We start from the raw sequence: 21,517 nt of genomic DNA, 5'->3' as shown, positions 1-21,517 counted from the left end.
TGGTCCTCCGTCAGTCCGGCGCTCAGGCCATCAGTTTCGCGTGAATGTCCAAGGCGGCGTCGCGCCCCTCGGCCACGGCTGTGACGGTCAGATCATCACCCCCCGCCGCACAGTCGCCCCCGGCCCAGACACCATCGAGCGAGGTGCGTCCCTGCGCGTCCACGCCGATCTTGCGCCCGTCAAGCGCGGGCAGGTCATCGCCATCCAGTGTTTGCCCGATCGCGCGAAAAACCTGGTCGGCGGCCAGACGCAATGTCTCGCCCGTCGGCGCCATGTCATCATCCACATAGTCAAATTCAATCTCCCGCACCGCACCGTTGCCATGAATGGCCTTAGGTACCGCATGGGTGACAATCCGCACACCTTTGCTGGCGGCCAGATCCTGCTCAAAGACACTGGCATTCATCCGGTCCTGGCCGCGCCGGTAGACCAGTGTCACATTCAGCGCGCCCAGCAGTTTGGCCTGAACGGCTGCGTCAACAGCCGTCATGCCCCCGCCGATGACCACCACATCACGGCCAACGGGCACGCGGGCCACGTCCCCCGCCTGGCGCAGATCTGCAATAAAATCAACAGCATCCAGAACGCCGTCTTTGCCGTCGCCGTCAAGACCCAGCGTATTCACACCGCCCAGCCCCATGCCCAGAAAAACCGCGTCATAGTCAGCGCGCAGCTCCTCCAGCGTCACATCGCGCACCAGGGCCTGATCATTGCGGATTTCAATCCCGCCGATCTGCAACAGCCAGTCCACTTCGTCCTGTGCATAGCCGTCCACGGTTTTGTAGGTGGCGATACCATATTCGTTCAGACCGCCCGCTTTGGGCCGTGCATCAAAGACCACTACATCGTGGCCATGCATGGCCAGCCTGTGGGCGCAGGACAGACCCGCAGGTCCCGCCCCCACCACGGCCACTGTTTTACCAGTGACCGCAGCACGGGAGAAAGGATGCACCCCCTGCGCCTGCAGGTGGTCGGTCGCATAGCGTTGCAACTGTCCGATCAGCACCGGCTTGCCTTCGGCCATTTCACGCACGCAGGCCTCTTCGCATAGCTGTTCGGTCGGACAGACACGGGCGCACATACCGCCCATGATGTTCTGGCTCAGAATGGTTTTTGCTGCCGCATCCGGCGTGCCCGTGGCGATCTGTCGGATAAAGAGCGGGATATCGATGTCTGTCGGACAGGCGGTAATGCAGGGCGCGTCGTGGCAGAAGTAACATCTGTCCGCAGCGACCAGCGCCTCATGGGCATCCAGCGCCGGGTGAAGGTCTGAAAACCGGCTTTCATACGCATCGGGTGCAAGCCGTCCAGCGGCAACGCCCGGTGTATAAGCATTCTGCGACATAGCGGATCCCTGATTTATCTGTTTTCAGGAAAACGCTCTCACGTATTTATTTTTTTATCAACTGGTAAAATTTATTTCGGGCGAATGCACCGGTGCGGTGATCAGAAAACAGGCAACTCGCCGTTGGCGGGAATTTGCCGAAGCCTGCTCAACAATGACGGTTACATTAATTTCACTTGATTTTGACGTAACGCGACCCAAAGTAAAACGCGCGACGAGAAGACTTTCGACCACTGCTCCCTACGGCTCAGTACCTCGATCTTATTCCACCGGGCCACGCTGCCGCATTCCGCGGGCAGGCATTTTAAGGGAGACACGGATATGGCTTCTGGCACCGTGAAATGGTTTAATTCAACTAAAGGCTACGGATTTATTGCGCCCGACGGCGGCGGCAAAGACGTTTTTGTGCACATCTCGGCTGTGGAACGCGCAGGCCTCACAGGTCTGGCGGACAACCAGAAAGTGACATTTGACATCGAAGCCGGCCGCGATGGCCGCGAAAGCGCGGGCAACCTCGCACTGGCGTAACTGCCACGAATACTCCACGACCTGACGGGCGCACTCTGCGCCCGTTTTTTATGGGGCGGTCTTCTCCACGAGGGACAGCACCCGCGGGCCAAGCGCTTCAACAATCCGCGCGACGCCTTCCGCATTCGGATGAATCCCATCGGGCTGCATAAACGCCCGGACAGAGGCCGGATCACCGTCCGCAACCTGCAGGCCCTCAAAGAAATCCGGCGCATAGAGCGCCCCCGTCTCGCGGGCCAGTTCCGGATAGATCGCGTCAAACGCTTCTTTGAATGCAGGTCCGTAATTGCCGGGCGCCTGCATGCCCACCAGCAGCACCTCGACCCCCGCACTGTCAGCCGCCGTCAGAATGCCCTCAAGGTTGGCGCGGCTGACACCCGGATCAATCCCCCGGAGCAGGTCATTGCCCCCAAGCGCCACAATCATCGCGTCCACCTCCGGTGTCAGCGTCCAGGCCGCGCGTGACAGACCGCCCGCGGTAGTGTCCCCCGACACGCCCGCATTGATCAGCCGCACGTCAGCCCCCTGCGCATCCAGCCAGGCCTGCAGCTGCGGCACAAACCCCTGTTCAGCGGGCAGACCGTACCCCTGGGTCAGGCTGTCACCCAGAGCTGCAATCACCGTCTCTTCGGCCTGCGCTGCCGTAGCCGTCAGAAAAGCGGCCAGAACCATTACCTTGCGCATCTTGATCCAGTCTCCATATGCCACAGGTATACCGCTCAGAGGCGCCAACGCATGACTGATCAGATTTTCTCTCTTAAAGATGCGGCTTTGTCGCTGGATGGCAATGCGGGCCGGGTAGATATCCTGCACGGCATCTCGCTTGAGGTTCACAAAGGCGAGAGTGTCGGGCTGGTTGGCCCGTCGGGGTCCGGTAAATCCTCTCTTCTGATGCTGATGGGGGGCCTTGAGCAGGCCACCTCCGGTCAGGTACTGGCCCTCGGACAGGATCTCACCGCGATGAACGAAGATGCCCTGGCCCGATTCCGGCGGGATCACATGGGCGTGGTGTTCCAGTCCTTTCATCTGATTCCGACGATGACAGCACTGGAAAACGTCGCCACCCAGCTGGAGCTGGCAGGCGACCGCGATGCCTTTGACAAAGCCGCCGCTGAACTGGAACACGTGGGTCTTGCGCACCGCGCTGATCACTATCCCGCCCAGATGTCCGGCGGTGAACAGCAGCGGGTGGCTCTGGCACGCGCCGCAGCACCCCGGCCTGCGATCCTGCTCGCAGATGAGCCGACCGGCAATCTGGACGGCGCCAACGGCACGGCGATCATCGACATGCTGTTCGGGCTGCGTGACCGCCACGGCGCGACCCTCGTTCTGGTCACCCATGCCCGCGATCTGGCACAGCGCTGCGACCGGGTGATCCGTCTGGCTGACGGACGCATCGCGCCGCTGGAACAGGCCGCCGAATGAGCCTGCGCCTGGCTGCAACCTTTGCCCGGCGGGAACTGCGCGGCGGTCTGCGCGGGTTTCGCATCCTTCTGGCCTGCCTGGCGCTTGGCGTTGCGGCAATCGCCGCCGTCGGCACCGTCCGCACCAGCATCGAGGCTGGTCTGGCGCGCGAGGGCGCGGCCCTGCTGGGCGGTGATGCCGAGCTTGACTTCACCTATCGTTTTGCCAGCCCGGAAGAGCGCGCCTGGATGGAGGGCATCGCCACCACCGTCTCTGAAATCGCGGATTTCCGCTCGATGGCTGTGGTGGGTGACGTTCGCGGTCTGACCCAGATCAAGGCCGTCGATGACGCCTATCCGCTGGTGGGCCGTGTGCTTTTGTCGCCCGATATCCCTCTGGATGCGGCCATCGCCGACCAGAACGGACTGCCCGGTGCCGTGACAGAACGCGTCCTGGCGGATCGTCTCGGGCTTGATGTCGGCGACCGCTTCCGTCTGGGCACGCAGGAGTTTGTTCTGACCGCTCTGCTGGAACGGGAGCCGGACAGTGCGGCAGGCGGCTTTGCGCTGGGGCCCCGGACCATTCTGCGCACCGAAAGCCTCGCACAGTCCTCTCTTCTGGAGCCGGGCACACTTTTTTCGACAAAATATCGTCTGATCCTGCCGCCCGGGACTGACCTCGCCGCACTTGAGGCAGAGGCAAACGGCCGCTTTGCCCAGACCGGCATGCGCTGGACCGATGCCCGCAACGGCGCGCCAGGCGTGTCTGAATTCGTAGACCGTCTGGGCGCCTTTCTGATCCTGGTGGGCCTGTCGGGCCTCGCTGTGGGCGGTGTCGGCGTCTCCTCTGCCGTGCGAGCTTATCTGGCCGGAAAGACCGAAGTGATCGCGACCCTGCGCACGCTGGGCGCCGACCGGCACACGGTGTTTCTGACCTATTTCATCCAGATCGGTGTGCTGTCTGTGGCCGGGATCGCGGTGGGCCTGACACTCGGGGCGCTGGCGCCGCTCGTTCTGTCACCGCTGATCGAAGCGCGCCTGCCCATCCCGGCAGCCTTTGCCATCTACCCGCAGCCCCTGTTCGAAGCCGCGCTTTACGGCATCCTCACTGCCTTTATCTTCACGCTCTGGCCGCTCGCCCGCACCGGAGAAATCCGCGCGGCAACGCTCTTTCGTGACGCACTTTCCGGCGGGCGGCTCCTGCCCGCGCCAGAGTACCTGTTGACGACAATTCTGGCTCTGGCCTGTCTGCTGGGGCTGGCCGGGTTCTTTTCCGGCACCTGGTGGCTGACCCTCTGGACCGCCGGTGGCATTGCAGGTGCCCTGGCCCTGCTGACCGGTGCCGCACTGCTCATCCGCCTGTTGTCCCGGCATGGCGCGCGCTACACCCGTGGCCGCCCGGCACTGCGGTGGGCACTGGCGGCGATCTCGGGTCCGCGGGAAGGTGCCACATCCGTCGTGCTGTCGCTGGGTCTGGGCCTTTCCGTCCTCGCCGCCGTCGGGCAGATCGACGGCAACCTGCGCAATGCCATCACCGGCAATCTGCCAGACGTGGCCCCCAGCTACTTTTTTGTCGACATCCAGAAAGACCAGATGCAGGGCTATACCGCGCGTCTGGAAAAGGATCCGGCCGTCAGCCGCGTTCAGTCCGCACCCATGCTGCGCGGTATCATAACACGTATCAACGACCAGCCTGCGCGTGATGTTGCAGGTGACCACTGGGTCCTCGATGGTGACCGTGGTGTGACCTATTCAGGACCGATGCCCGAGGGCACCAGACTGACAGCGGGCACCTGGTGGGACGAGGACTACACCGGACCACCCCTGATCAGTTTCGCCGCCGAGGAGGCCGCCGAGATGGGACTCATCCTCGGGGACGCGCTGACCGTGAACATCCTGGGGCGCGACATCACCGGCACCATCACCAGCTTCCGCGAAGTGGATTTCTCCACTGCAGGCATCGGCTTTATCCTGGCAATGAATCCTTCAGCCCTGGCAGGCGCACCCCACAGTTTCATCTCCACCGTCTATGCAGAAGAAAGCGCAGAGGCGCAGATCCTGCGCGATCTTGCAGGCGCATACCCCAACATCACGGCGATCCGGGTGCGGGACGCGATTGACCGGGTAGCAGGTGTTCTGGCCGGTCTTGCCGCAGCCACATCATACGGCGCGGCAGCAACCCTTCTGACCGGATTTCTGGTCCTGATCGGCGCTGCCGCCGCCGGAACCCGTGCGCGGGTTTTCGAGGCCGCCGTGCTGCGAACCCTCGGCGCAGAAAGGCGGCATATCCTGACCAGTTTTGCCCTCCGCTCCGCTATCCTCGGCCTGTGCGCCGGTCTGGTTGCTCTGACGGCAGGCATCGCGGGCGGCTGGGCCGTCAGCCGGTACATCCTAGATACTGATTTCCACATAATCTGGTCATCCGCCCTGGCTGTTATCGCCGGCGGCGTCGTCGCAACACTGCTTGCCGGTCTGCTTTTTGCTGCAGGGCCCCTGAATGCGCGTCCGGCACAGGTTCTGCGCGACCGCGAGTAATTTTTTTCATGCCTCCGGCGGGGATATTTATCGCCAGAAGAAACAACCCTTCGTTAACCATATAACGTTACCGCAAAACTGCGGTACAGGCGGGGACGCCGATGGCCGTGCCAGGAGAAGCGCAGGCTTTTCTCAACGGGATGTGGTCGAAACCGCATCCCGTTTTCTTCTGGCCGAAAGTATCCCGGGGGAGGCCTGAAAGGCCGGGGGCAGCGCCCCCTATTCAGCAGCCTCCGCATAGTCTTCCATCGGCGGGCAGGTGCAGACGAGGTGCCGGTCACCGAACACATTGTCCACGCGGTTCACAGGGGGCCAGTATTTGTCCACCCGGAAGGCGCCCGGCGGAAAACACCCCTGGTCCCGGCTGTAAGGACGATCCCAGTCGCTCACCAGGTCTTCGACAGTGTGGGGCGCATTCTTAAGCGGGTTGTTCGCCTCGTCCATACGGCCTGCTTCGATCTCGGCAATCTCGGCACGGATCGCCAGCATCGCATCACAGAACCTGTCCAGCTCTGCACATGTTTCGCTCTCGGTCGGCTCAACCATCAGCGTCCCGGCCACAGGCCAGCTCATGGTTGGTGCGTGGAACCCACAGTCGATCAGGCGTTTGGCGATATCTTCGACAGTCACGCCGGCGCTTTGCTCAAACGGGCGTACATCAATGATACACTCATGCGCCACGCGTCCTGTTGGCCCTTTGTAAAGCACATCAAACGCCCCTTCGAGCCGCTTTGCGATGTAGTTCGCATTCAGGATCGCCACACGCGTCGCCTGGGTCAGGCCCTCGCCCCCCATCATCAGGCAATAGGCCCAGCTGATCGGCAGCAGAGAGGGAGAGCCATAGGGCGCCGCGGAAACCGGCCCTTCGCCGCCACCCGTTTCATCATGTCCCGGCAGATGCGCAACCAGGTGTTCTTTCACCCCGATAGGGCCCATGCCCGGCCCCCCGCCGCCATGGGGAATGCAGAACGTCTTGTGCAGGTTCAGGTGGCTCACATCCCCCCCAAGATCGCCGGGCCGGGACAGGCCCACCATGGCGTTCATATTGGCCCCGTCGATATAGACCTGGCCGCCATGCTCATGGGTGATCCGGGTCACATCGGTCACAGTCTCTTCAAACACGCCATGGGTCGACGGATAGGTGATCATACAGCCTGCAAGGTTTTCGCTGTGCTCTGCCGCTTTCGCGCTGAAATCCTCCAGATCGATATCGCCGTTTGCGGCGGATTTCACCGGCACCACTTTCCAGCCCACCATCTGGGCGGAGGCGGGGTTCGTCCCATGTGCGCTCATCGGAATGAGGCAGATGTTGCGATGACCCTGCCCCTGGCTGCGATGCCAGGCAGCAATCGTCAGCAGCCCGGCGTATTCACCCTGAGCACCGGAATTCGGCTGCATCGAAATCGCGTCATACCCTGTGATATCGCAGAGTTTCGCGCTCAGATCCGCGATCAGCTCGGCATAACCCTCTGCCTGATCAGCGGGCGCGAAAGGATGCAGCAGGGAAAACTCCCGCCAGCTCACCGGCATCATCTCGGCGGCTGAGTTCAGCTTCATTGTGCAGGATCCCAGCGGAATCATCGCACGGTCCAGCGCCAGATCCCTGTCCGCAAGACGGCGCATATAACGCATCATCTCAGTCTCAGCCCGGTTCATATGGAAAATCGGATGCGTCAGGTAGTCAGACGTACGCAGCATCTCCTCGGGGAACCGGTAATCCGGTTTGAAATCCCGGTCCTGCTTTACGATCCCAAACGCGCGCCAGACCGCCTCGATCGTGTCGGGGCGGCAGCGTTCATGCATGCTGATGCCCACGCGCGTTTCACCGACCCGGCGCAGATTGATCCCCTCATCCACTGCAGATTTCATCACAGCCGCCTGCAGCGGGCCCACATCCACGGTGATCGTGTCAAAGAAAGCCTGCGGATCGACACGAAACCCGGCCTCTTCCAGCCCGCGCGCCAGCCGCACCGTCTTGCGGTGAATGCGCTGTGCAATCGCGCGTAACCCGTCGGGGCCGTGAAAGACCGCATACATCGAAGCCATGACCGCCAGCAGCGCCTGCGCTGTACAGACATTCGAGGTCGCCTTTTCGCGCCTAATATGCTGCTCGCGCGTCTGCAGCGACAGCCGGTATGCGCGGTGCCCGTGGCTGTCCACCGACACGCCCACAATCCGGCCCGGCATTGCGCGTTTTATGGCATCCCGGCAGGCCATGTAGGCCGCATGCGGTCCGCCATAGCCCTCGGGCACACCAAACCGCTGGGTCGAGCCCACAGCAATATCCGCCCCCATCGCGCCCGGCTCCTTGAGCAGGGTCAGCGCCAGCGGGTCTGCAGAGACGATCCCGACAGCCTTGTGCTCGTGCAGCGCGCGCATCAGATCCGTGAAATCATGCACATGCCCATAGGTGCCGGGATACTGAAAAATAGCGCCGAACACGGCCGAGGCATCCATCTTCACCGGGTTCCCGACAATCACCTCGATCCCCAGAGGGGCCGCGCGCGTTTTCATCACCGCGATATTCTGCGGATGACAGTCCCGGTCCACAAAAAACGCCTTTGCCTTCGATTTCGCGGTGCGCATCGCCATGGTCATCGCCTCGGCACAGGCGGTCGCCTCATCCAGCAACGAGGCATTTGCCACATCCAGCCCGGTCAGATCAGTAATCATCGTCTGAAAATTCAGCAGTGCTTCCAGCCGCCCCTGACTGATCTCAGGCTGATAGGGCGTATAGGCCGTGTACCAGGCCGGGTTTTCCAGAATGTTCCGCTGGATCGCCGGTGGCGTGACCGTCCCGTGATACCCCTGACCGATCAGCGAGGTCAGCACCCGGTTCCTGCCGGCTGTCTTGCGCATATGCTCCAGCACTTCGCGCTCGGATTTTGCCTTGCCGAAATCCAGCGGCTCTTTCTGCCGGATCGCCGCCGGAACCGTATCGTCGATCAGCGCCTCAAGGCTGTCTGCCCCCACCGTTTTCAGCATCGCCGCCATTTCATCGGGCGAGGGGCCGATATGCCGGCGGTTGGCAAAATCATAGGGCAGATACTCGGTCGGTTTATACACCATGGGTCACAGTCCTTTGCGCACGTCAGTTTCTTCTGGCCGGAAATATCCCCGCCGGAGGCTCCCCGGCAGGCAACACCCGCTAACTGATGAATTTTTTATAGCCAGCCTCATCCATGAATTCGTCCATCTGCGACGGATCGCTGACTGTCATCCTGAAAAACCACGCCTCCCCCTGCGGGTCGTCATTGACCATGGCCGGGTTGTCGGTCAGCGCTTCATTCACCTCGGTGATCTCACCGTCCACCGGTGCCAGAATGTCACTTGCGGCCTTGACGGATTCAATGACAACAACCTCGTCGTCCCTGCTCACCATGGTGCCCACATCAGGCAGTTCCACAAACACCACGTCGCCCATCTGTTCGGCTGCATGGATGGTAATACCCACCACCATTTCGCCGTCCTCTTCGCGCAGCCATTCGTGCTCTTCCGTGAATTTCATCTGTTGTCTCCTGTCGGTTATCTTTTGAAATTTGCCGCCACAAAAGGCAGCTCTGCAATGCGCACGGGCAGACGCCTGCCGCGCACCTCGCCCCAGAGCGGTGTTTCCGGCTGCGCATGGGCGCTCTGCACATAGCCCATGGCCACAGGCCCCCCAACGGTCGGGCCAAACCCACCCGAAGTGACCTGACCTACCTGCACACCGCCCTCAGCGGCATCGAATATCTCAACCCCGCCACGCATAGGCGCGCGGCCCTCGGGAAGGATACCAACCCGCAGCGTGGCAGAGCCTGACGCAAGCCGCTCCAGAACCACCTCAGCGCCCGGGAACCCGCGCGCGCGGGCACCCCCCGCACGGCGTGCTTTCTGAATGGCCCACGGCAAACCGGCAGATACCGGATCGGTGCCGCTGTCGATATCATTGCCGTAAAGACACAGGCCCGCCTCCAGCCGCAGACTGTCCCGCGCGCCAAGACCAATGGGCATCACCGCGTCCTGCGCCAGCAACAGACGCGCCAGCGCTTCCGCCTGATCTGCCGCCACCGAAATCTCGAACCCGTCCTCGCCGGTGTACCCGGAGCGCGAGGCCCAGACCGCGATCCCCCCCAGCGCCAGATCCGCCACATCCATGAACCGCATGCCCTCTGCCCGGGCGTCCAGACCGGCCATCACAGCGCCCGCCGCGGGCCCCTGCAGGGCAATCAGCGCCCGGTCCTCCAGCACCTCGACGGAAACTCCCTCAAGATGCGCCTGCATATGCGCAATATCAGCCGTTTTGCAGGCCGCATTGACCACCACCAGCAGATCATCCCCACGCCGGGCAAACATCAGATCGTCCTCGATCCCGCCCGCATCATTTGTGAAAAATCCATAGCGCTGACGCCCGTCACCAAGGCCCAGCACATCCATCGGCACCAGCGCCTCAAACGCCAGTGCCACGGCCTCCCAGGACGCGCCCGACAACACCACCTGACCCATATGGCTGACGTCAAACAATCCCGCCGCACGGCGCGTGTGCTGATGTTCCCCCATCACGCCCATGGGGTACTGCACGGGCATGTCATAGCCTGCAAACGGCACCATCTTTGCCCCCAGCTCCACATGCAGCGCATGCAGCGGTGTTCTGGCCAAATCGCCCATCAGGCATCTCCCCGTTTCCGGCCGATCTGGTCTGCTGAGACACACCGGCATTCCCGGCACGGCCCCCGGCCGCGCGCTGAATGCCCCCTCTGTCACTTGGCCTGAGATCGTTATCCCTTCGGCGGATGCATCCTGCATCACTCTCCAGAGTTCGTTGCCCGCACGGTCCTTGCGCCTGAGAGTTTCCGGGGCGGTTGCTCCTTCGGCACCGGGTCGGACCCGGTTCTCCCATGCAGGCAGGCTGACCCTATGCCAGTGACAACGCAGCGGTCAAGCGCCCTTGTGATCGTCAACACTTAATGCTTGATTGAGCGCGATCCGATCAGAGAGGCAGGCATGAGCGATCCGTTTTTCTTTGGCTATGGCAGCCTGGTGAACACTAAAACACACAGCTATCCCGATCCGCTGCCCGCGACCCTCAGGGGCTGGCGCCGTGCCTGGGTGGCAACGCCGCGATTCGGCGTTGTGCTGCTGACCGGCGTGCCCGCACCGGGGCATGCCATCGACGGGCTGATCGCCGCCGTCCCAAATGCAGACTGGGCAGCACTTGATGCGCGCGAAGCCGGCTACAGACGTCTCAGCGCACAGGAAAACATCCATCACGCACACCCGGCTGATCCGGAAATTGCCGTCTATGCGGTACCGCGCGAAAACATCCTGCCCGGGAACAACCACATGATCTTGCTCAGCTATCTGGACGTCGTGGTTCAGGGCTTTGACGAGGTTTACGGCGAGGACGGTGTGACCCGGTTCTTTGAAACCACCGACGGGTGGGATACCCCCGTCATAAATGACCGGGCCTCACCGGTCTATCCGCGCGCCCAGTTGCTGACCCCGCGCCAGACCGCCCTGGTGGATCATCATCTCGACCGCCTAGCGGCGCAGGTGAAGCAGCGACATCAGACGGCCCTGTCGCCCGAATTCTGACGGGGACACACCGGCTGCGGCCACGTCGCGTGGCGCGTCCTGCATCAGACGGCGTGCCAGACCCCAGGCCAGCAGGCCAAAGATGACCCCCGCCAGCGCCTGGCCGATCAGCACGCCCGCCGCCCCCATCGTGGCCGAGCCCAGCCAGACCAGCGGCACCATACCGATCGTGTTGCGCCCCCAGTTCAGAAAGGTCGACCAGAACGGATGGCCCAGGTTGTTGAACCCGGCGTTTGCAACAAAAAGCACCCCGTTGAAAAAGAACAAAAGCGAGAGCGGCCCGCAAAACAGATACACCAGCTCGCGCGTGATCCCCGTGGCCGCAAAAAGATCGGCAATCGGCGCGCGCAGCACAAAAAGCAGCGCAGAAACACCCAGCACAACAATCGCCGAAAACTGAATGGCGGCACGAAACCCACCCCGCACACGTTCCATATCGCGTGCGCCGAAATTCTGCCCCAGTATGGGGCCCACCGCCCCCGACAGCGCAAAGATCACAGCAAAGGCCAGCATGCTCAGCCGCCCGGTGATCGCCATGCCCGCCACCGCCGCCTCGCCATAAACCGCCATGGCGCGGGTGACGATGGCCTGACCCACCGGTGTGGCCAGCTGCGTCAGAATGGCAGGCACGCCGATGGCCGCAAAAGGCACCATATCGCGCAGCATCGGGCCCGGGCGCGGCACCGTGATCCCGCCATAATGCCGCAGGATCGGCACCATCGCGGCCCAGGCCATAACCACCCGCGCGGCAACAGAAGCCAGCGCCGCACCGGTCAGATCAAGGCCCAGCCCGAAAATCAGAATGGGATCCAGCACCGCATTGGCAACGCCGCCCCAGATCGTGGCCATCATCGACCGGCGCGCATCCCCGTGCGCCCGCAGGATCGTCCCGGCCATAATCCCGATCACCAGCAGGGGCAGACTGGGCACAATAATCTGCAGATACCCCACCGCCAGATCGGCAATATCGCCCCGGGCACCCAGCAGCCCCACCAGAAAATCAAGATGCAGCCAGACCGGCACGGCAAACAGGATGCTCAGCAACGTGCCGGCCACCAGCGTATTGGTCCGGCGCTGCTCTGCCAGCCCGGCATCCCCCTGTCCCAGGGCCCGCGCCACCAGCGCGCCCGCGGCAATCGACAGCCCGATGCCAAAGGAGGTTGTGAAAAACAGGATCGTGGCCGCATAGCCCACAGCCGCGGCCAGCTCCGCCTTGCCCAGCATGGCAATGAAAATCATGTCAATGAAATCAACCGCAAAGATCGCCAGCAAGCCCAGCGAGGCTGTCAGCGACATCACCGTCACATGCCCGAAAAGGCTGCCCGTCAGAAATTTCGCCGCAGGCTCAGCCACAGCCGCACGCCCGTTTCACCCTTCCCAAAATACTCCCGCCGGAGGCGTCCCGGACACATCCTGCTGCGGACAGGCGCGTCATTCCCGCGCCCGGACCACCTGCAACAGCGGCATCAGCGCCGACATATCAGGCCCATGCGCCTGGCCCGTAAGCGCCTTGCGCAGCGGCATAAAGAGCCCGCGCCCCTTGCGCCCCGTGGCCTCTTTTACCGCCGCCGTCCAGGTGCCCCAGGTCTCCCCGTCAAAGGGGCCATCGGTCAGCAGCGCCATGGCCTCGGCCACAAAGGCCGCATCCTCATCGTCAATCACCGGGTCCGCTCCGTCGCGCATCATTTCCCACCAGGGGCCCAGATCGCCCAGCGTGCTGATGTTTTCGCGGGTCACGGCCCAGAACTGTTCTGCCATGTCGTCGGGCACGCCCGCGTCCCGCACCGCCTCTGCCACATCGGCCAGCGGCAGACCGGCCAGATAGCGCGCGGTCAGCGGGAACAGGTCGTTCACATCAAACTTGGTCGGCGCAGAGCCGAACCGCCCGATGTCGAACCCGTCGATCAGATCGGCCATCTCTGTCTGCAGCTCAACCGGATCGCCTGATCCCAGCCGCGCCATCAGGCTCAGCAGGGCCGCAGGCTGCACGCCTTGCGCGCGCAGATCACGCAGCGCCAGCGTGCCGAGCCGTTTGCTCAGCGCCTCGCCCTGCGGGCCGGTCAGCAGCGAATGGTGGGCAAATGTCGGCACATTGCCCCCCAGCGCTTCGATGATCTGGATCTGCGTCGCCGTATTGGTCACATGGTCAGAGCCACGCACAACGGCTGTGACACCCATCTCGGTATCATCCACGACACTGGCCAGGGTATAAAGGATCTGCCCGTCACCCCGGATCAGCACCGGATCAGAGACAGAGGCCGCATCAATCGAGATGTCACCCAGAATACCGTCGTTCCACTCAATCCGCTCCTGATCGAGCTTAAACCGCCAGACACCGTTGCCGCGCCCGGCGCGCAGCGCCTCCCGCTCAGCCTCTGACAGCGCCAGTGCCGCACGGTCATAAACCGGTGGCTTGCCCATGTTGAGCTGTTTTTTGCGCTTCAGGTCCAGCTCGGTCGGCGTCTCAAAGGCTTCATAGAACCGGCCCATCTCCCGCAGCCTGTCGGCTGCCGCGTGATAGCGCTCCAGCCGTTCGGACTGACGCTCGGTACGGTCCCAGTGCAGGCCCAGCCATTCCAGATCACGTTTGATCCCGTCAACATATTCCTCTTTCGAGCGTTCCGGGTCGGTGTCATCGATCCGCAGGATGAAGGTACCCCCTGCCTTGCGCGCGATGAGGTAGTTCATCAGCGCCGTGCGCAGGTTGCCGATGTGGATATAACCGGTGGGCGACGGGGCAAAACGGGTGGTGGTCATCTGGGATCTCCTGTTGGCGCGGTGTTGTCACAGGGGGGGGCGATTGTCCAGTAATCCCCTCAGGTCGCTGACACCGGCCATGTGGCGGCCAGATCCTCTGTACCGGCCTGGATCAGCTCACCCAGTACGTCCATGTCGACATCCTCCAGCCGCTTCAGATAAAGGCAGGATTTGCCTTTGGTGTGTCTGCCCAACCGGGCCAGAACCGGGCTGAAATCAGTGTAACCCGGCATGATGTATATGGTCAGCTTTGCCCTGCGCGGCGCAAAACCTGTCGCCAGCCAGCTGCCGGTGCGGCCTGATTTATACGTATAATCATACCTGCCATACCCCAGAATATCGCCTCTCCAGAGCTGCGCTGCCCAGCCCGTCCGTCTGCGAAAGAGCGCATCCAGCCGGTGCGCTTCATCCCGGCGGGCGTCCGGCCGGACCGCTTCCAGAAACGCCGCCGGTGTCAGGTCAGCTCCCGTCAAAATGCCCTCCTCGCGGAAAAATGAACGTCCTGGCACAGGAAATCGATGGGCAATCCCGTGCCGCAGCCTATCTCAGCGACAGTCTTACAGGAAAGGATACCAGAAATGTCTGATCAGTTCAGCTTGTCCCGCCGCGCAGCCCTCACCGGGGCTGCCGCTCTGCCACTTGCCGCCGCTACCGCCGGCATCAGCCGCGCCGCAGCCCCGATGATGGGTGCCACCATGGCCCCGTTCCAGCGTCTGAAGGTCGGCGAATTCGACGTGACAACCCTGCTGGCGGGCTCCCGCGCGGTTGAAGGGCCACAAAACATCTTTGGCATGAACGTCGATGCCGAGACCTTCAACGCGGTCTCTGCCGAAAACAACCTGCCCGCCGACAAAACCCAGTTCTTCTTTACACCCACCGTGGTGAACACCGGGTCCGAGCTGGTGCTCTTTGACACCGGCCTTTCCGGTGCGGGCACAACCGCAGCCCTTGAGGCCGCAGGCTATACCGCGGATCAGGTGGATGTGGTCGTGATCACACACATGCACGGCGACCATATCGGCGGCATGACAGGGGAAGACGGCACGCTGACCTACTCCAATGCGCGCTATGTGACCGGACGCGTGGAATTTGATACCTGGGCCAAACAGGACAACGATAATTTCAAAGCCAAGATCCAGCCCTTTGCCGACCAGTTCACCTTTCTTGAAGACGGCGGCGATGTCGCCTCCGGCCTGACAGCCATGGCAGCCTTTGGTCACACGCCGGGTCACATGGTCTATATGGTTGAAAACGGCGGTACCCAGCTGGTGCTGGGCGCTGATTTCGCCAACCACTATGTCTGGTCACTGGGCTATCCCGACTGGGAAGTGAAGTTTGACATGGACAAGGCCGCTGCTGCCGCCACACGCCGCCGCATCCTGGACATGCTGGCCGCCGACAAGACCGCCTTTGTGGGCTATCACATGCCCTGGCCCGGCGTGGGTTACGTCGAAACCCGCGATGACGGTTTCAAATATGCGCCGCACAGCTACCAGCTGATGCTGTAACGCACCCTGGGGCGGCTCGCTCTCAGAGCCGCCCTGACTGCCGGAACTGCTCCCAGGCAAAACGCACAAATTCCGTGCGGAACGAATGCCCGCCGTCAAAGAGGCAGAACTTCATCATATCCCCCGACGGATTATCCGCCTCTTCGCAGGCCAGATCGCCATAGCGCACAGGGCTGCTGAACGCGCCATACGCGCCATATCCCTGATACATCGCCAGCGCCTCGTCGACCTCCCCCTGTTTGGTCGGACCGATAGCGCGGCCTTCCAGCGGCACCGTGCGGTCGCTGCTGCCGTGAATGTGGATGATGCTGGCCACCGGTCCCGCACAGGTCTCCGGCGGCTCCAGCCAGAAGGTACCCGCAATCGGCGCAAAGGCGGCAAAGCTGTCACTGCGCGCACAGGCCAGGTTCCACACCAGCATGCCCCCCGCACTGAACCCTGTGACCATGATCCGCGCGTCATCTATGGCGAATTGCTGTGCGGCATCCGCCAGCACGCTGTCCACATAGGCGAACTCTGACGCGCCATCATTGTCCATGTCCCGCGGATGGTTCGGCAGCATCCAGCTGCCCCCGTCCGCGTTCAGCGCAATCAGGGCCGCACCCAGATCAGAGACCGCGCGCCGCAGGGAGCCGTTGCGCATCACCCCCGCTGCCGTGCCGCGATAGCCATGGGCAAAGACGACCACCGGCACCTTACTGGTACCGTCATGCCCCTCGGGCATCGCCAGGCGGTAGCTGCGCTCACCGACCATACAATCGCTGTCCTGCCCGCAGGCAAGGGCACTTCCGGCGGTCAGGGACAGGGCCAGAGCGGCAATGGTTAAACGGAACATGAGATCTCCTGACAGCGGGGTTTTCTGCAACCTGGAGTGATGGCGCGCCCGCGCCAACTCACAATCCCGTGCTCAGAGCGGTCAGGACGGATCGCGCCAGCGGTTCACAATCGGATAGCGCCGGTCGAGCCAGAAAGCCTCCTTGGTCAGGCGCGCACCCGGTGCGGACTGAAACCGTTTGTATTCAGAGATATAGATCAGATGCTCGACCTTTTTGGCCACGTCGCGGTCAAAGCCTGCCGCCACGCAGTCCTCAATGGACCCCGCCCTGTCCACCAGGATTTCCAGCATCGCATCCAGTTCCGGGTAATCGGGCAGGCTGTCACTGTCTTTCTGGTCTTCGCGCAGTTCGGCAGAGGGCGGCTTGTCGATGATCTGCTGCGGGATCACCGCGCCCGCAGGGCCCATCATCCAGTCGCGGTGATTGGCATTGCGCCAGCGACAGGTCTCGAACACGCGGGTCTTATAGAGATCCTTGATCGGGTTATAACCGCCCGCCATGTCGCCATAGATCGTGGCATAGCCCACCGCCACCTCGGATTTGTTGCCGGTGGTCAGCAACATTTCGCCGAACTTGTTGGACATGGCCATCAGCAGCAGACCGCGCAGACGCGACTGGATGTTTTCCTCTGTCAGGTCCGCGTCGCGGCCTTCAAAAAGCGGCGCCAGCGTCTTTGTGATCGCCTCGCGCCCCTCCGAGATCGGCACATAGTCGTAGTGGCACCCAAGCGCTTTGGCGAGCGCTTCGGCATCGTCCAGTGAGCCCTGGCTGGTGTATTCCGACGGCAGCATCACACAGCGCACGTTTTCCGGGCCCAGCGCATCTGCGGCAATGGTCGCGACAATGGCGGAATCAATCCCGCCCGACAGGCCCAGCAGCACCTTTTTGAAACCTGTCTTGCGCATGTAATCGCGCAGCGACTGCACCATGACGCGGTAATCCTGCTCATAAGGCTCAGGGCGTGACGCTTTTTCACCCTCGACAATCCGCCAGCCTTCGGGCCTGCGCTCCAGATCCACATGGGCAATCTGCGCGTCAAACACCGGCATTTTGAACGCCAGCTGCCCGCCGGGATTCAGACCAAAACTCGCGCCATCAAACACCTGATCGTCCTGCCCCCCCACCATGTTGAGGTAAATGAGCGGCAGTTCCGTCTCGACCACGCGGGCCACCATGTGATTGAGCCGCGTGTCAAATTTGCCCCGGTAATAAGGCGAGCCGTTGGGCACCAGCAGAAACTCCGCGCCGGTTTCCGCCAGGGTCTCGGCCACGTCCTCGTGCCAGGCGTCCTCGCAGATCGGGCTGCCCACGCGCGAATTGCCCACCGAATACGGCCCGCCCAGCGGCCCGGCGTCAAAAATGCGGACCTCATCAAACACCGTCTCATTGGGCAGGTGATGTTTCAGCACGGTGGACGCAATGCGCCCGCCCTTGAGAATATGATAGGCGTTATAAAGCTTTGTGCCCTCGACCCAGGGCGCACCAATGGCCAGCGCGGGGCCGTCGGCACAATCTGCTGCCAGCGCCTCCAGATGTGTCGTGACATCCAGCTGAAAGGCCCGGCGCATCACCAGATCCTGCGCGTTATACCCTGTCAGAAACATCTCTGGCAGGGCAACCAGATCGGCCCCTGCCGCCTTGCCCTCTGCCCAGGCCTTGCGGGCCTGATCCGCATTGCCGGCCAGATCGCCGACTGTCGGGTTCAGCTGACCCAGGGTGATACGAAAACGATCTGCCATAGTTCCCGGCCTTTTGTGCATGAAAGCGTCATGTAGCAGATCACACCGCAGAGAAAAGCCCCGGCACCGCCGATGCGGCAAAAGGGCGTTGCGACTGACCGGCCCAGCGATTAGGTTTGGCACCGTGACGCGCGGGGGCCAACCCCGCCGAATTCAACCTGTTGAGGTGAGCCATGACACTGCGCCGACTGAGCCTTTGCCTTGCACTGCTGCCCCTGCCTGCCCTCGCGCAGGAAGGTGAGGTCCTGACCAAGCAATATGATGACGGGGGCGTCTACGAGGGCACCTTCCGCGGCGGCGTCCAGCACGGCACAGGCACCTACAAGCTGCCCAACGGATATGAATACACCGGCCAGTGGATCGACGGCGAGATCAAAGGCGAGGGCATTGCCCGGTTCCCCAACGGCTCGGTCTACGAGGGCAGCTTTGCCAAGGGCAAACCCGAGGGCTTTGGCAAGATCACCTTTGCAGACGGCGGCACCTACGAGGGCCAGTGGGCCGGCGGCGCGATCATGGGCGAGGGCGTGGCGCTCTATGCCAACGGCGTGCGCTATGAGGGCGGCTTCCGCGACGCGCGCCATCATGGCAAGGGCACCATGCAGAGCCCGGGCGGCTATGAATATACCGGCGACTGGGTCGAAGGCGCCAAACAGGGCAGCGGCAAAATCACCTATCCCGACGGGGCCGTCTACGAAGGCCAGATCGCGGACGGCAAACGCGAAGGACAGGGCACGCTCACCATGCCGGACGGTCTGGTCTATGTGGGTCTGTGGCGCGACGGCCAGATCGACGGCTCGGGCCGTCTGACCCAGGCCAACGGCGACATCTACGAGGGCCAGCTGGTCTCGGGCCGCCGCGAGGGCACGGGCCGTGTAACCTATGCCAACGGCGACACCTACGAGGGGCAGTTCAAGGGCGATCTGCGCAACGGCCAGGGCACCTTTACGGCAGGCGACGGCTATACCTACACCGGCTCGTGGGTCGAAGGGAAAATCGAAGGCGAGGGCCGCGTCACCTACCCGGACGGATCGGTCTACGCGGGCACCTTCTCTGACGGGCTGGCGGATGGCACGGGCATGATCACCTATCCCGACGGATCAACCTATGACGGCACCTGGAAGGCCGGTGTGATCGAAGGAAACGGCAAGGCCACCTATACCAACGGCGTGGTCTATGAGGGCGGTTTCCGCGATGCCCGCAACCACGGCCAGGGTGTGATGACCTATGCCGACGGCTACCGCTATGACGGGCAATGGGTCGACGGACAGCGCCAGGGCACCGGCACCGCCACCTATCCGGACGGCACCGTCTATACCGGCGGCTTTGATCAGGGCCAGCGTCACGGCACCGGCAAAATCACCATGCCAGGCGGGTTTACCTACGAGGGACAATGGATCCAGGGCGAGATCGAGGGCCAGGGCATTGCGACCTATGAAAACGGCGATGTCTACGAAGGCACCTTCAAAGCGGGCAAACGCCAGGGCACGGGCACAATGCGCTATGCCACCGGCGAAGAGGCCACGGGCGACTGGGAGAACGGTGCGCTGACCGAAGGCGGCTGAACGCTCAGACCCGCCGCGCCTGCTCCAGAAAATCCGACAACAGATCGAACACCAGCCTGATCCGGCGGCTGGTGTGCAGCTCGCGGTGGGTCACCAGCCAGGTGGGAAAGGTCACCGGGTCCATCTCCGGCAGGACCGGCACGACCTCCGGTGTCATCGCCCCCACATCCTCTGACATGATCGTCACGCCAAATCCCTGCCGGACCAGTTCCCAGGCCACGATGCCACTGGCTGACCCATAGCGGAAATTGCCGCGCGTCAGTTCCAGGCCAATTCCCTTCATATACCCGATCATCTGGTCGGTGTCGGTAAAGCTGATGAACCGGTGCTGCGAGAGCGCCTCCAGCGTGCCGGGCGTGCCGTGACGCGCCAGATAGCCCGGGGCCGCATAGAACCGCGCCGTCGAGGTTCGGACCTTTTTGGCAATCAGATCAGGCTGTTCCGGGCGCACATGCCGCACCGCGATATCCGCCTCGCGCCGGATCAGATCGCGCACTTCGTTCGAGGCCACAAGATCGATCTCCAGATGCGGAGCTGCCGCCTCAATCCGCTTCAGGGCGCGGGGCATCAGATAGGCCGAAAAGATATCACTCGCCGTGATCCGCACCAGCCCCTCCACCGCCTGGGACTGACCAGAGGCTGCAAGCGCCACGCGGTTGGCCGCCACCTCCATGGCGCGCGCATGTTCCACCAGATCAAGCCCGGCCCGCGTCAGCGCCAGCGTCCGGCCACCCCGCTCAAACAGCAAAAGCCCCAGATCCGCCTCCAGGGCTGAAATCTGCCGCCCCACGGTCGGCTGCGTCAGGCCAAGAGCCCTCGCAGCACCCGACAGGGAGCCCGCATCCACCGTCGCCAGAAAGGCGCGGGTCTGATTCCAGTCAAAACTGTAGGGCGGTTTTTCCATGCATTTATGCATACCACCTGGTCACATTAACGCAATTTCTTTCACCATTCGCATATGTCAGTTTGTGGATATCCAAGGAGATCCGCCATGACACAGACCGCTTTCTGGGACAGAATCGCCCCCAAATACGCCCGTCAGCCCATCCGCGACGTGGAATCCTATGAATATACCCTGGGCCGCACACGCAGCTATCTGGGCCCGCAGGACCGCGTGCTGGAGCTTGGCTGCGGCACCGGGGCCACCGCCATTCTCCTGGCAGAGAGTGTGGCGCGCTATACCGCCACCGATGTGTCCGCAGGCATGATCGCCGAGGCACAGGTCAGACAGAGCCCGGACACCCTGGACTTTGTGACCGCCGCCTGGTCCTCGCCGCGCCTGCTGGACCGCGAGTATGACGCCGTGCTGGCGCTCAACCTGCTGCACCTGCTCCCGGACCTCGCGACAGTTCTGCGCCGCGTGCACACCCTGCTGGAACCGGGTGGGCTGTTTATCTCCAAGACAACCGTCGCGCCCGCGGGCAGGGCACCGCTCTGGTTCCCGCTGCTGCGCGCCGCCCTGCCGGTTCTGCGCCTCTTTGGCCGCGTGCCCTGGGTGGCCTTCCGTCCGGCGGCAGAACATGACGCGCTGATCGAGGCCGCAGGGTTCCGCATTGTCGAAACCTTCGACGGCACCGGCCAGATCCCCAGCCGCTACATCGTCGCGCGTAAAATCTGAGCCGCTTTTCCCTGCGGGACGGCGGGCGGGGCGTCGGCGCAGCCGCGCGTCGTCCCGCTGGCCCGCAAAGGTTAACAGACACGCGCCGCCCCCGGCCCGGCCGGGCATGATA

General features: G+C 62.9%; 18 protein-coding genes and 2 riboswitches. Of the genes, 7 read left to right on the top strand and 11 right to left on the bottom strand.

Annotated elements, in window-relative coordinates; translation table 11 throughout:
- Positions 1 to 22 precede the first annotated feature (22 nt).
- A complete protein-coding gene (locus Q1A34_RS17055; RefSeq protein WP_300037051.1) occupies positions 23 to 1,345 on the bottom strand; it encodes an NAD(P)-dependent oxidoreductase in 1,323 nt (440 codons plus the stop codon).
- 321 nt (positions 1,346 to 1,666) lie between these two features.
- Between Q1A34_RS17055 and Q1A34_RS17050 the strand changes: the two genes are divergently transcribed.
- Complete coding sequence (locus Q1A34_RS17050; protein WP_300037048.1) at positions 1,667 to 1,873, top strand: cold-shock protein; 207 nt, start codon at positions 1,667 to 1,669, stop codon at positions 1,871 to 1,873.
- A 48-nt stretch (positions 1,874 to 1,921) separates the two neighbouring features.
- Here Q1A34_RS17050 and Q1A34_RS17045 read toward each other — a convergent pair whose 3' ends face one another.
- A complete protein-coding gene (locus Q1A34_RS17045) occupies positions 1,922 to 2,557 on the bottom strand; it encodes an arylesterase (protein WP_300037045.1) in 636 nt (211 codons plus the stop codon).
- Between the two features lie 51 nt (positions 2,558 to 2,608).
- On the opposite strand from Q1A34_RS17045, the gene Q1A34_RS17040 reads away from it, so the two are divergent.
- Both Q1A34_RS17040 and Q1A34_RS17035 read left to right on the top strand, forming a co-directional pair.
- On the top strand, positions 2,609 to 3,298 hold the full coding sequence (locus tag Q1A34_RS17040) for an ATP-binding cassette domain-containing protein (protein ID WP_300037042.1): 690 nt from the start codon (positions 2,609 to 2,611) through the stop codon (positions 3,296 to 3,298).
- Positions 3,295 to 5,811, top strand: coding sequence for an FtsX-like permease family protein (locus Q1A34_RS17035; RefSeq protein WP_300037039.1), 2,517 nt, complete (start codon positions 3,295 to 3,297; stop codon positions 5,809 to 5,811). Before Q1A34_RS17040 ends, Q1A34_RS17035 begins: the two co-directional genes overlap by 4 nt.
- A 219-nt stretch (positions 5,812 to 6,030) precedes the next feature.
- Here Q1A34_RS17035 and gcvP read toward each other — a convergent pair whose 3' ends face one another.
- The 3 genes from gcvP to gcvT all read right to left on the bottom strand — a co-directional run bounded on the left by gcvP (position 6,031) and on the right by gcvT (position 10,458).
- A complete protein-coding gene (gene gcvP, locus Q1A34_RS17030) occupies positions 6,031 to 8,880 on the bottom strand; it encodes an aminomethyl-transferring glycine dehydrogenase (protein WP_300037036.1) in 2,850 nt (949 codons plus the stop codon).
- A 79-nt stretch (positions 8,881 to 8,959) separates the two neighbouring features.
- Positions 8,960 to 9,319 carry a glycine cleavage system protein GcvH gene (gene gcvH / locus Q1A34_RS17025; protein ID WP_300037033.1) on the bottom strand — a complete coding sequence of 120 codons (360 nt, stop codon included), beginning with the start codon at positions 9,317 to 9,319 and terminating at the stop codon, positions 8,960 to 8,962.
- A gap of 17 nt (positions 9,320 to 9,336) precedes the next feature.
- Positions 9,337 to 10,458: a glycine cleavage system aminomethyltransferase GcvT gene (gene gcvT, locus Q1A34_RS17020; protein ID WP_300037030.1), complete on the bottom strand. Its 1,122-nt coding sequence runs from the start codon at positions 10,456 to 10,458 to the stop codon at positions 9,337 to 9,339.
- Positions 10,459 to 10,545: 87 nt separating this feature from the next.
- Positions 10,546 to 10,608, bottom strand: a riboswitch (glycine riboswitch).
- A gap of 3 nt (positions 10,609 to 10,611) precedes the next feature.
- Positions 10,612 to 10,699, bottom strand: a riboswitch (glycine riboswitch).
- Between the two features lie 95 nt (positions 10,700 to 10,794).
- On the opposite strand from gcvT, the gene Q1A34_RS17015 reads away from it, so the two are divergent.
- A complete protein-coding gene (locus Q1A34_RS17015; RefSeq protein WP_300037027.1) occupies positions 10,795 to 11,385 on the top strand; it encodes a gamma-glutamylcyclotransferase family protein in 591 nt (196 codons plus the stop codon).
- On the opposite strand, the gene Q1A34_RS17010 is transcribed toward Q1A34_RS17015, so the two are convergent.
- From Q1A34_RS17010 to Q1A34_RS17000, 3 genes are all read right to left on the bottom strand, one after another.
- Positions 11,332 to 12,738 (bottom strand): MATE family efflux transporter, encoded by a 1,407-nt coding sequence (locus Q1A34_RS17010; protein ID WP_300037024.1) that lies wholly within the window; start codon positions 12,736 to 12,738, stop codon positions 11,332 to 11,334. The two genes, Q1A34_RS17015 and Q1A34_RS17010, sit on opposite strands and share 54 nt — an antisense overlap.
- A 78-nt stretch (positions 12,739 to 12,816) precedes the next feature.
- Positions 12,817 to 14,142 (bottom strand): glutamate--tRNA ligase, encoded by a 1,326-nt coding sequence (gene gltX / locus Q1A34_RS17005; protein WP_300037021.1) that lies wholly within the window; start codon positions 14,140 to 14,142, stop codon positions 12,817 to 12,819.
- Between the two features lie 59 nt (positions 14,143 to 14,201).
- Positions 14,202 to 14,615: a DUF1801 domain-containing protein gene (locus Q1A34_RS17000; protein WP_366942865.1), complete on the bottom strand. Its 414-nt coding sequence runs from the start codon at positions 14,613 to 14,615 to the stop codon at positions 14,202 to 14,204.
- Positions 14,616 to 14,720: 105 nt separating this feature from the next.
- Here Q1A34_RS17000 and Q1A34_RS16995 point away from each other — a divergent pair, with 105 nt between their 5' ends.
- Entirely contained in the window at positions 14,721 to 15,650 is a 930-nt protein-coding gene (locus tag Q1A34_RS16995; RefSeq protein ID WP_300037018.1) for an MBL fold metallo-hydrolase, read from the top strand.
- A 22-nt stretch (positions 15,651 to 15,672) separates the two neighbouring features.
- On the opposite strand, the gene Q1A34_RS16990 is transcribed toward Q1A34_RS16995, so the two are convergent.
- Together Q1A34_RS16990 and Q1A34_RS16985 are read right to left on the bottom strand one after the other, a co-directional pair.
- Positions 15,673 to 16,485, bottom strand: a complete 813-nt coding sequence (locus Q1A34_RS16990; protein ID WP_300037015.1) for a prolyl oligopeptidase family serine peptidase — start codon at positions 16,483 to 16,485, stop codon at positions 15,673 to 15,675.
- A gap of 81 nt (positions 16,486 to 16,566) precedes the next feature.
- The gene (locus Q1A34_RS16985; RefSeq protein ID WP_300037012.1) at positions 16,567 to 18,225 is read right to left on the bottom strand and encodes an NAD+ synthase; all 1,659 of its coding nucleotides are present in this window, start codon (positions 18,223 to 18,225) and stop codon (positions 16,567 to 16,569) included.
- A gap of 173 nt (positions 18,226 to 18,398) precedes the next feature.
- On the opposite strand from Q1A34_RS16985, the gene Q1A34_RS16980 reads away from it, so the two are divergent.
- Positions 18,399 to 19,787 (top strand): 2-isopropylmalate synthase, encoded by a 1,389-nt coding sequence (locus Q1A34_RS16980; RefSeq protein WP_300037009.1) that lies wholly within the window; start codon positions 18,399 to 18,401, stop codon positions 19,785 to 19,787.
- A gap of 4 nt (positions 19,788 to 19,791) precedes the next feature.
- Here the strand turns inward: Q1A34_RS16980 and Q1A34_RS16975 are convergent, their stop codons facing one another.
- Positions 19,792 to 20,691: a LysR family transcriptional regulator gene (locus Q1A34_RS16975; RefSeq protein ID WP_300037006.1), complete on the bottom strand. Its 900-nt coding sequence runs from the start codon at positions 20,689 to 20,691 to the stop codon at positions 19,792 to 19,794.
- Positions 20,692 to 20,778: 87 nt separating this feature from the next.
- Here Q1A34_RS16975 and Q1A34_RS16970 point away from each other — a divergent pair, with 87 nt between their 5' ends.
- Positions 20,779 to 21,405, top strand: a complete 627-nt coding sequence (locus tag Q1A34_RS16970) for a class I SAM-dependent methyltransferase (protein ID WP_300037004.1) — start codon at positions 20,779 to 20,781, stop codon at positions 21,403 to 21,405.
- Positions 21,406 to 21,517 lie beyond the last annotated feature (112 nt).

The organism is uncultured Roseobacter sp. (assembly GCF_947491795.1).
Lineage (GTDB): Bacteria > Pseudomonadota > Alphaproteobacteria > Rhodobacterales > Rhodobacteraceae > Roseobacter.
Note: the sequence above shows the minus strand (reverse complement) of the source record. Positions and strands in the feature narration are given on the sequence as shown.

Excerpts from the sequence above, each read along its gene's own strand:
- Q1A34_RS17055 (WP_300037051.1), bottom strand. The coding sequence starts at position 1,345 with ATGTCGCAGAATGCTTATACACCGGGCGTTGCCGCTGGACGGCTTGCA.
- Q1A34_RS17050 (WP_300037048.1), top strand. The coding sequence starts at position 1,667 with ATGGCTTCTGGCACCGTGAAATGGTTTAATTCAACTAAAGGCTACGGA.
- Q1A34_RS17045 (WP_300037045.1), bottom strand. The coding sequence starts at position 2,557 with ATGCGCAAGGTAATGGTTCTGGCCGCTTTTCTGACGGCTACGGCAGCG.
- Q1A34_RS17040 (WP_300037042.1), top strand. The coding sequence starts at position 2,609 with ATGACTGATCAGATTTTCTCTCTTAAAGATGCGGCTTTGTCGCTGGAT.
- Q1A34_RS17035 (WP_300037039.1), top strand. The coding sequence starts at position 3,295 with ATGAGCCTGCGCCTGGCTGCAACCTTTGCCCGGCGGGAACTGCGCGGC.
- gcvP (WP_300037036.1), bottom strand. The coding sequence starts at position 8,880 with ATGGTGTATAAACCGACCGAGTATCTGCCCTATGATTTTGCCAACCGC.
- gcvH (WP_300037033.1), bottom strand. The coding sequence starts at position 9,319 with ATGAAATTCACGGAAGAGCACGAATGGCTGCGCGAAGAGGACGGCGAA.
- gcvT (WP_300037030.1), bottom strand. The coding sequence starts at position 10,458 with ATGGGCGATTTGGCCAGAACACCGCTGCATGCGCTGCATGTGGAGCTG.
- Q1A34_RS17015 (WP_300037027.1), top strand. The coding sequence starts at position 10,795 with ATGAGCGATCCGTTTTTCTTTGGCTATGGCAGCCTGGTGAACACTAAA.
- gltX (WP_300037021.1), bottom strand. The coding sequence starts at position 14,142 with ATGACCACCACCCGTTTTGCCCCGTCGCCCACCGGTTATATCCACATC.
- Q1A34_RS16995 (WP_300037018.1), top strand. The coding sequence starts at position 14,721 with ATGTCTGATCAGTTCAGCTTGTCCCGCCGCGCAGCCCTCACCGGGGCT.
- Q1A34_RS16990 (WP_300037015.1), bottom strand. The coding sequence starts at position 16,485 with ATGTTCCGTTTAACCATTGCCGCTCTGGCCCTGTCCCTGACCGCCGGA.
- Q1A34_RS16985 (WP_300037012.1), bottom strand. The coding sequence starts at position 18,225 with ATGGCAGATCGTTTTCGTATCACCCTGGGTCAGCTGAACCCGACAGTC.
- Q1A34_RS16980 (WP_300037009.1), top strand. The coding sequence starts at position 18,399 with ATGACACTGCGCCGACTGAGCCTTTGCCTTGCACTGCTGCCCCTGCCT.
- Q1A34_RS16975 (WP_300037006.1), bottom strand. The coding sequence starts at position 20,691 with ATGGAAAAACCGCCCTACAGTTTTGACTGGAATCAGACCCGCGCCTTT.
- Q1A34_RS16970 (WP_300037004.1), top strand. The coding sequence starts at position 20,779 with ATGACACAGACCGCTTTCTGGGACAGAATCGCCCCCAAATACGCCCGT.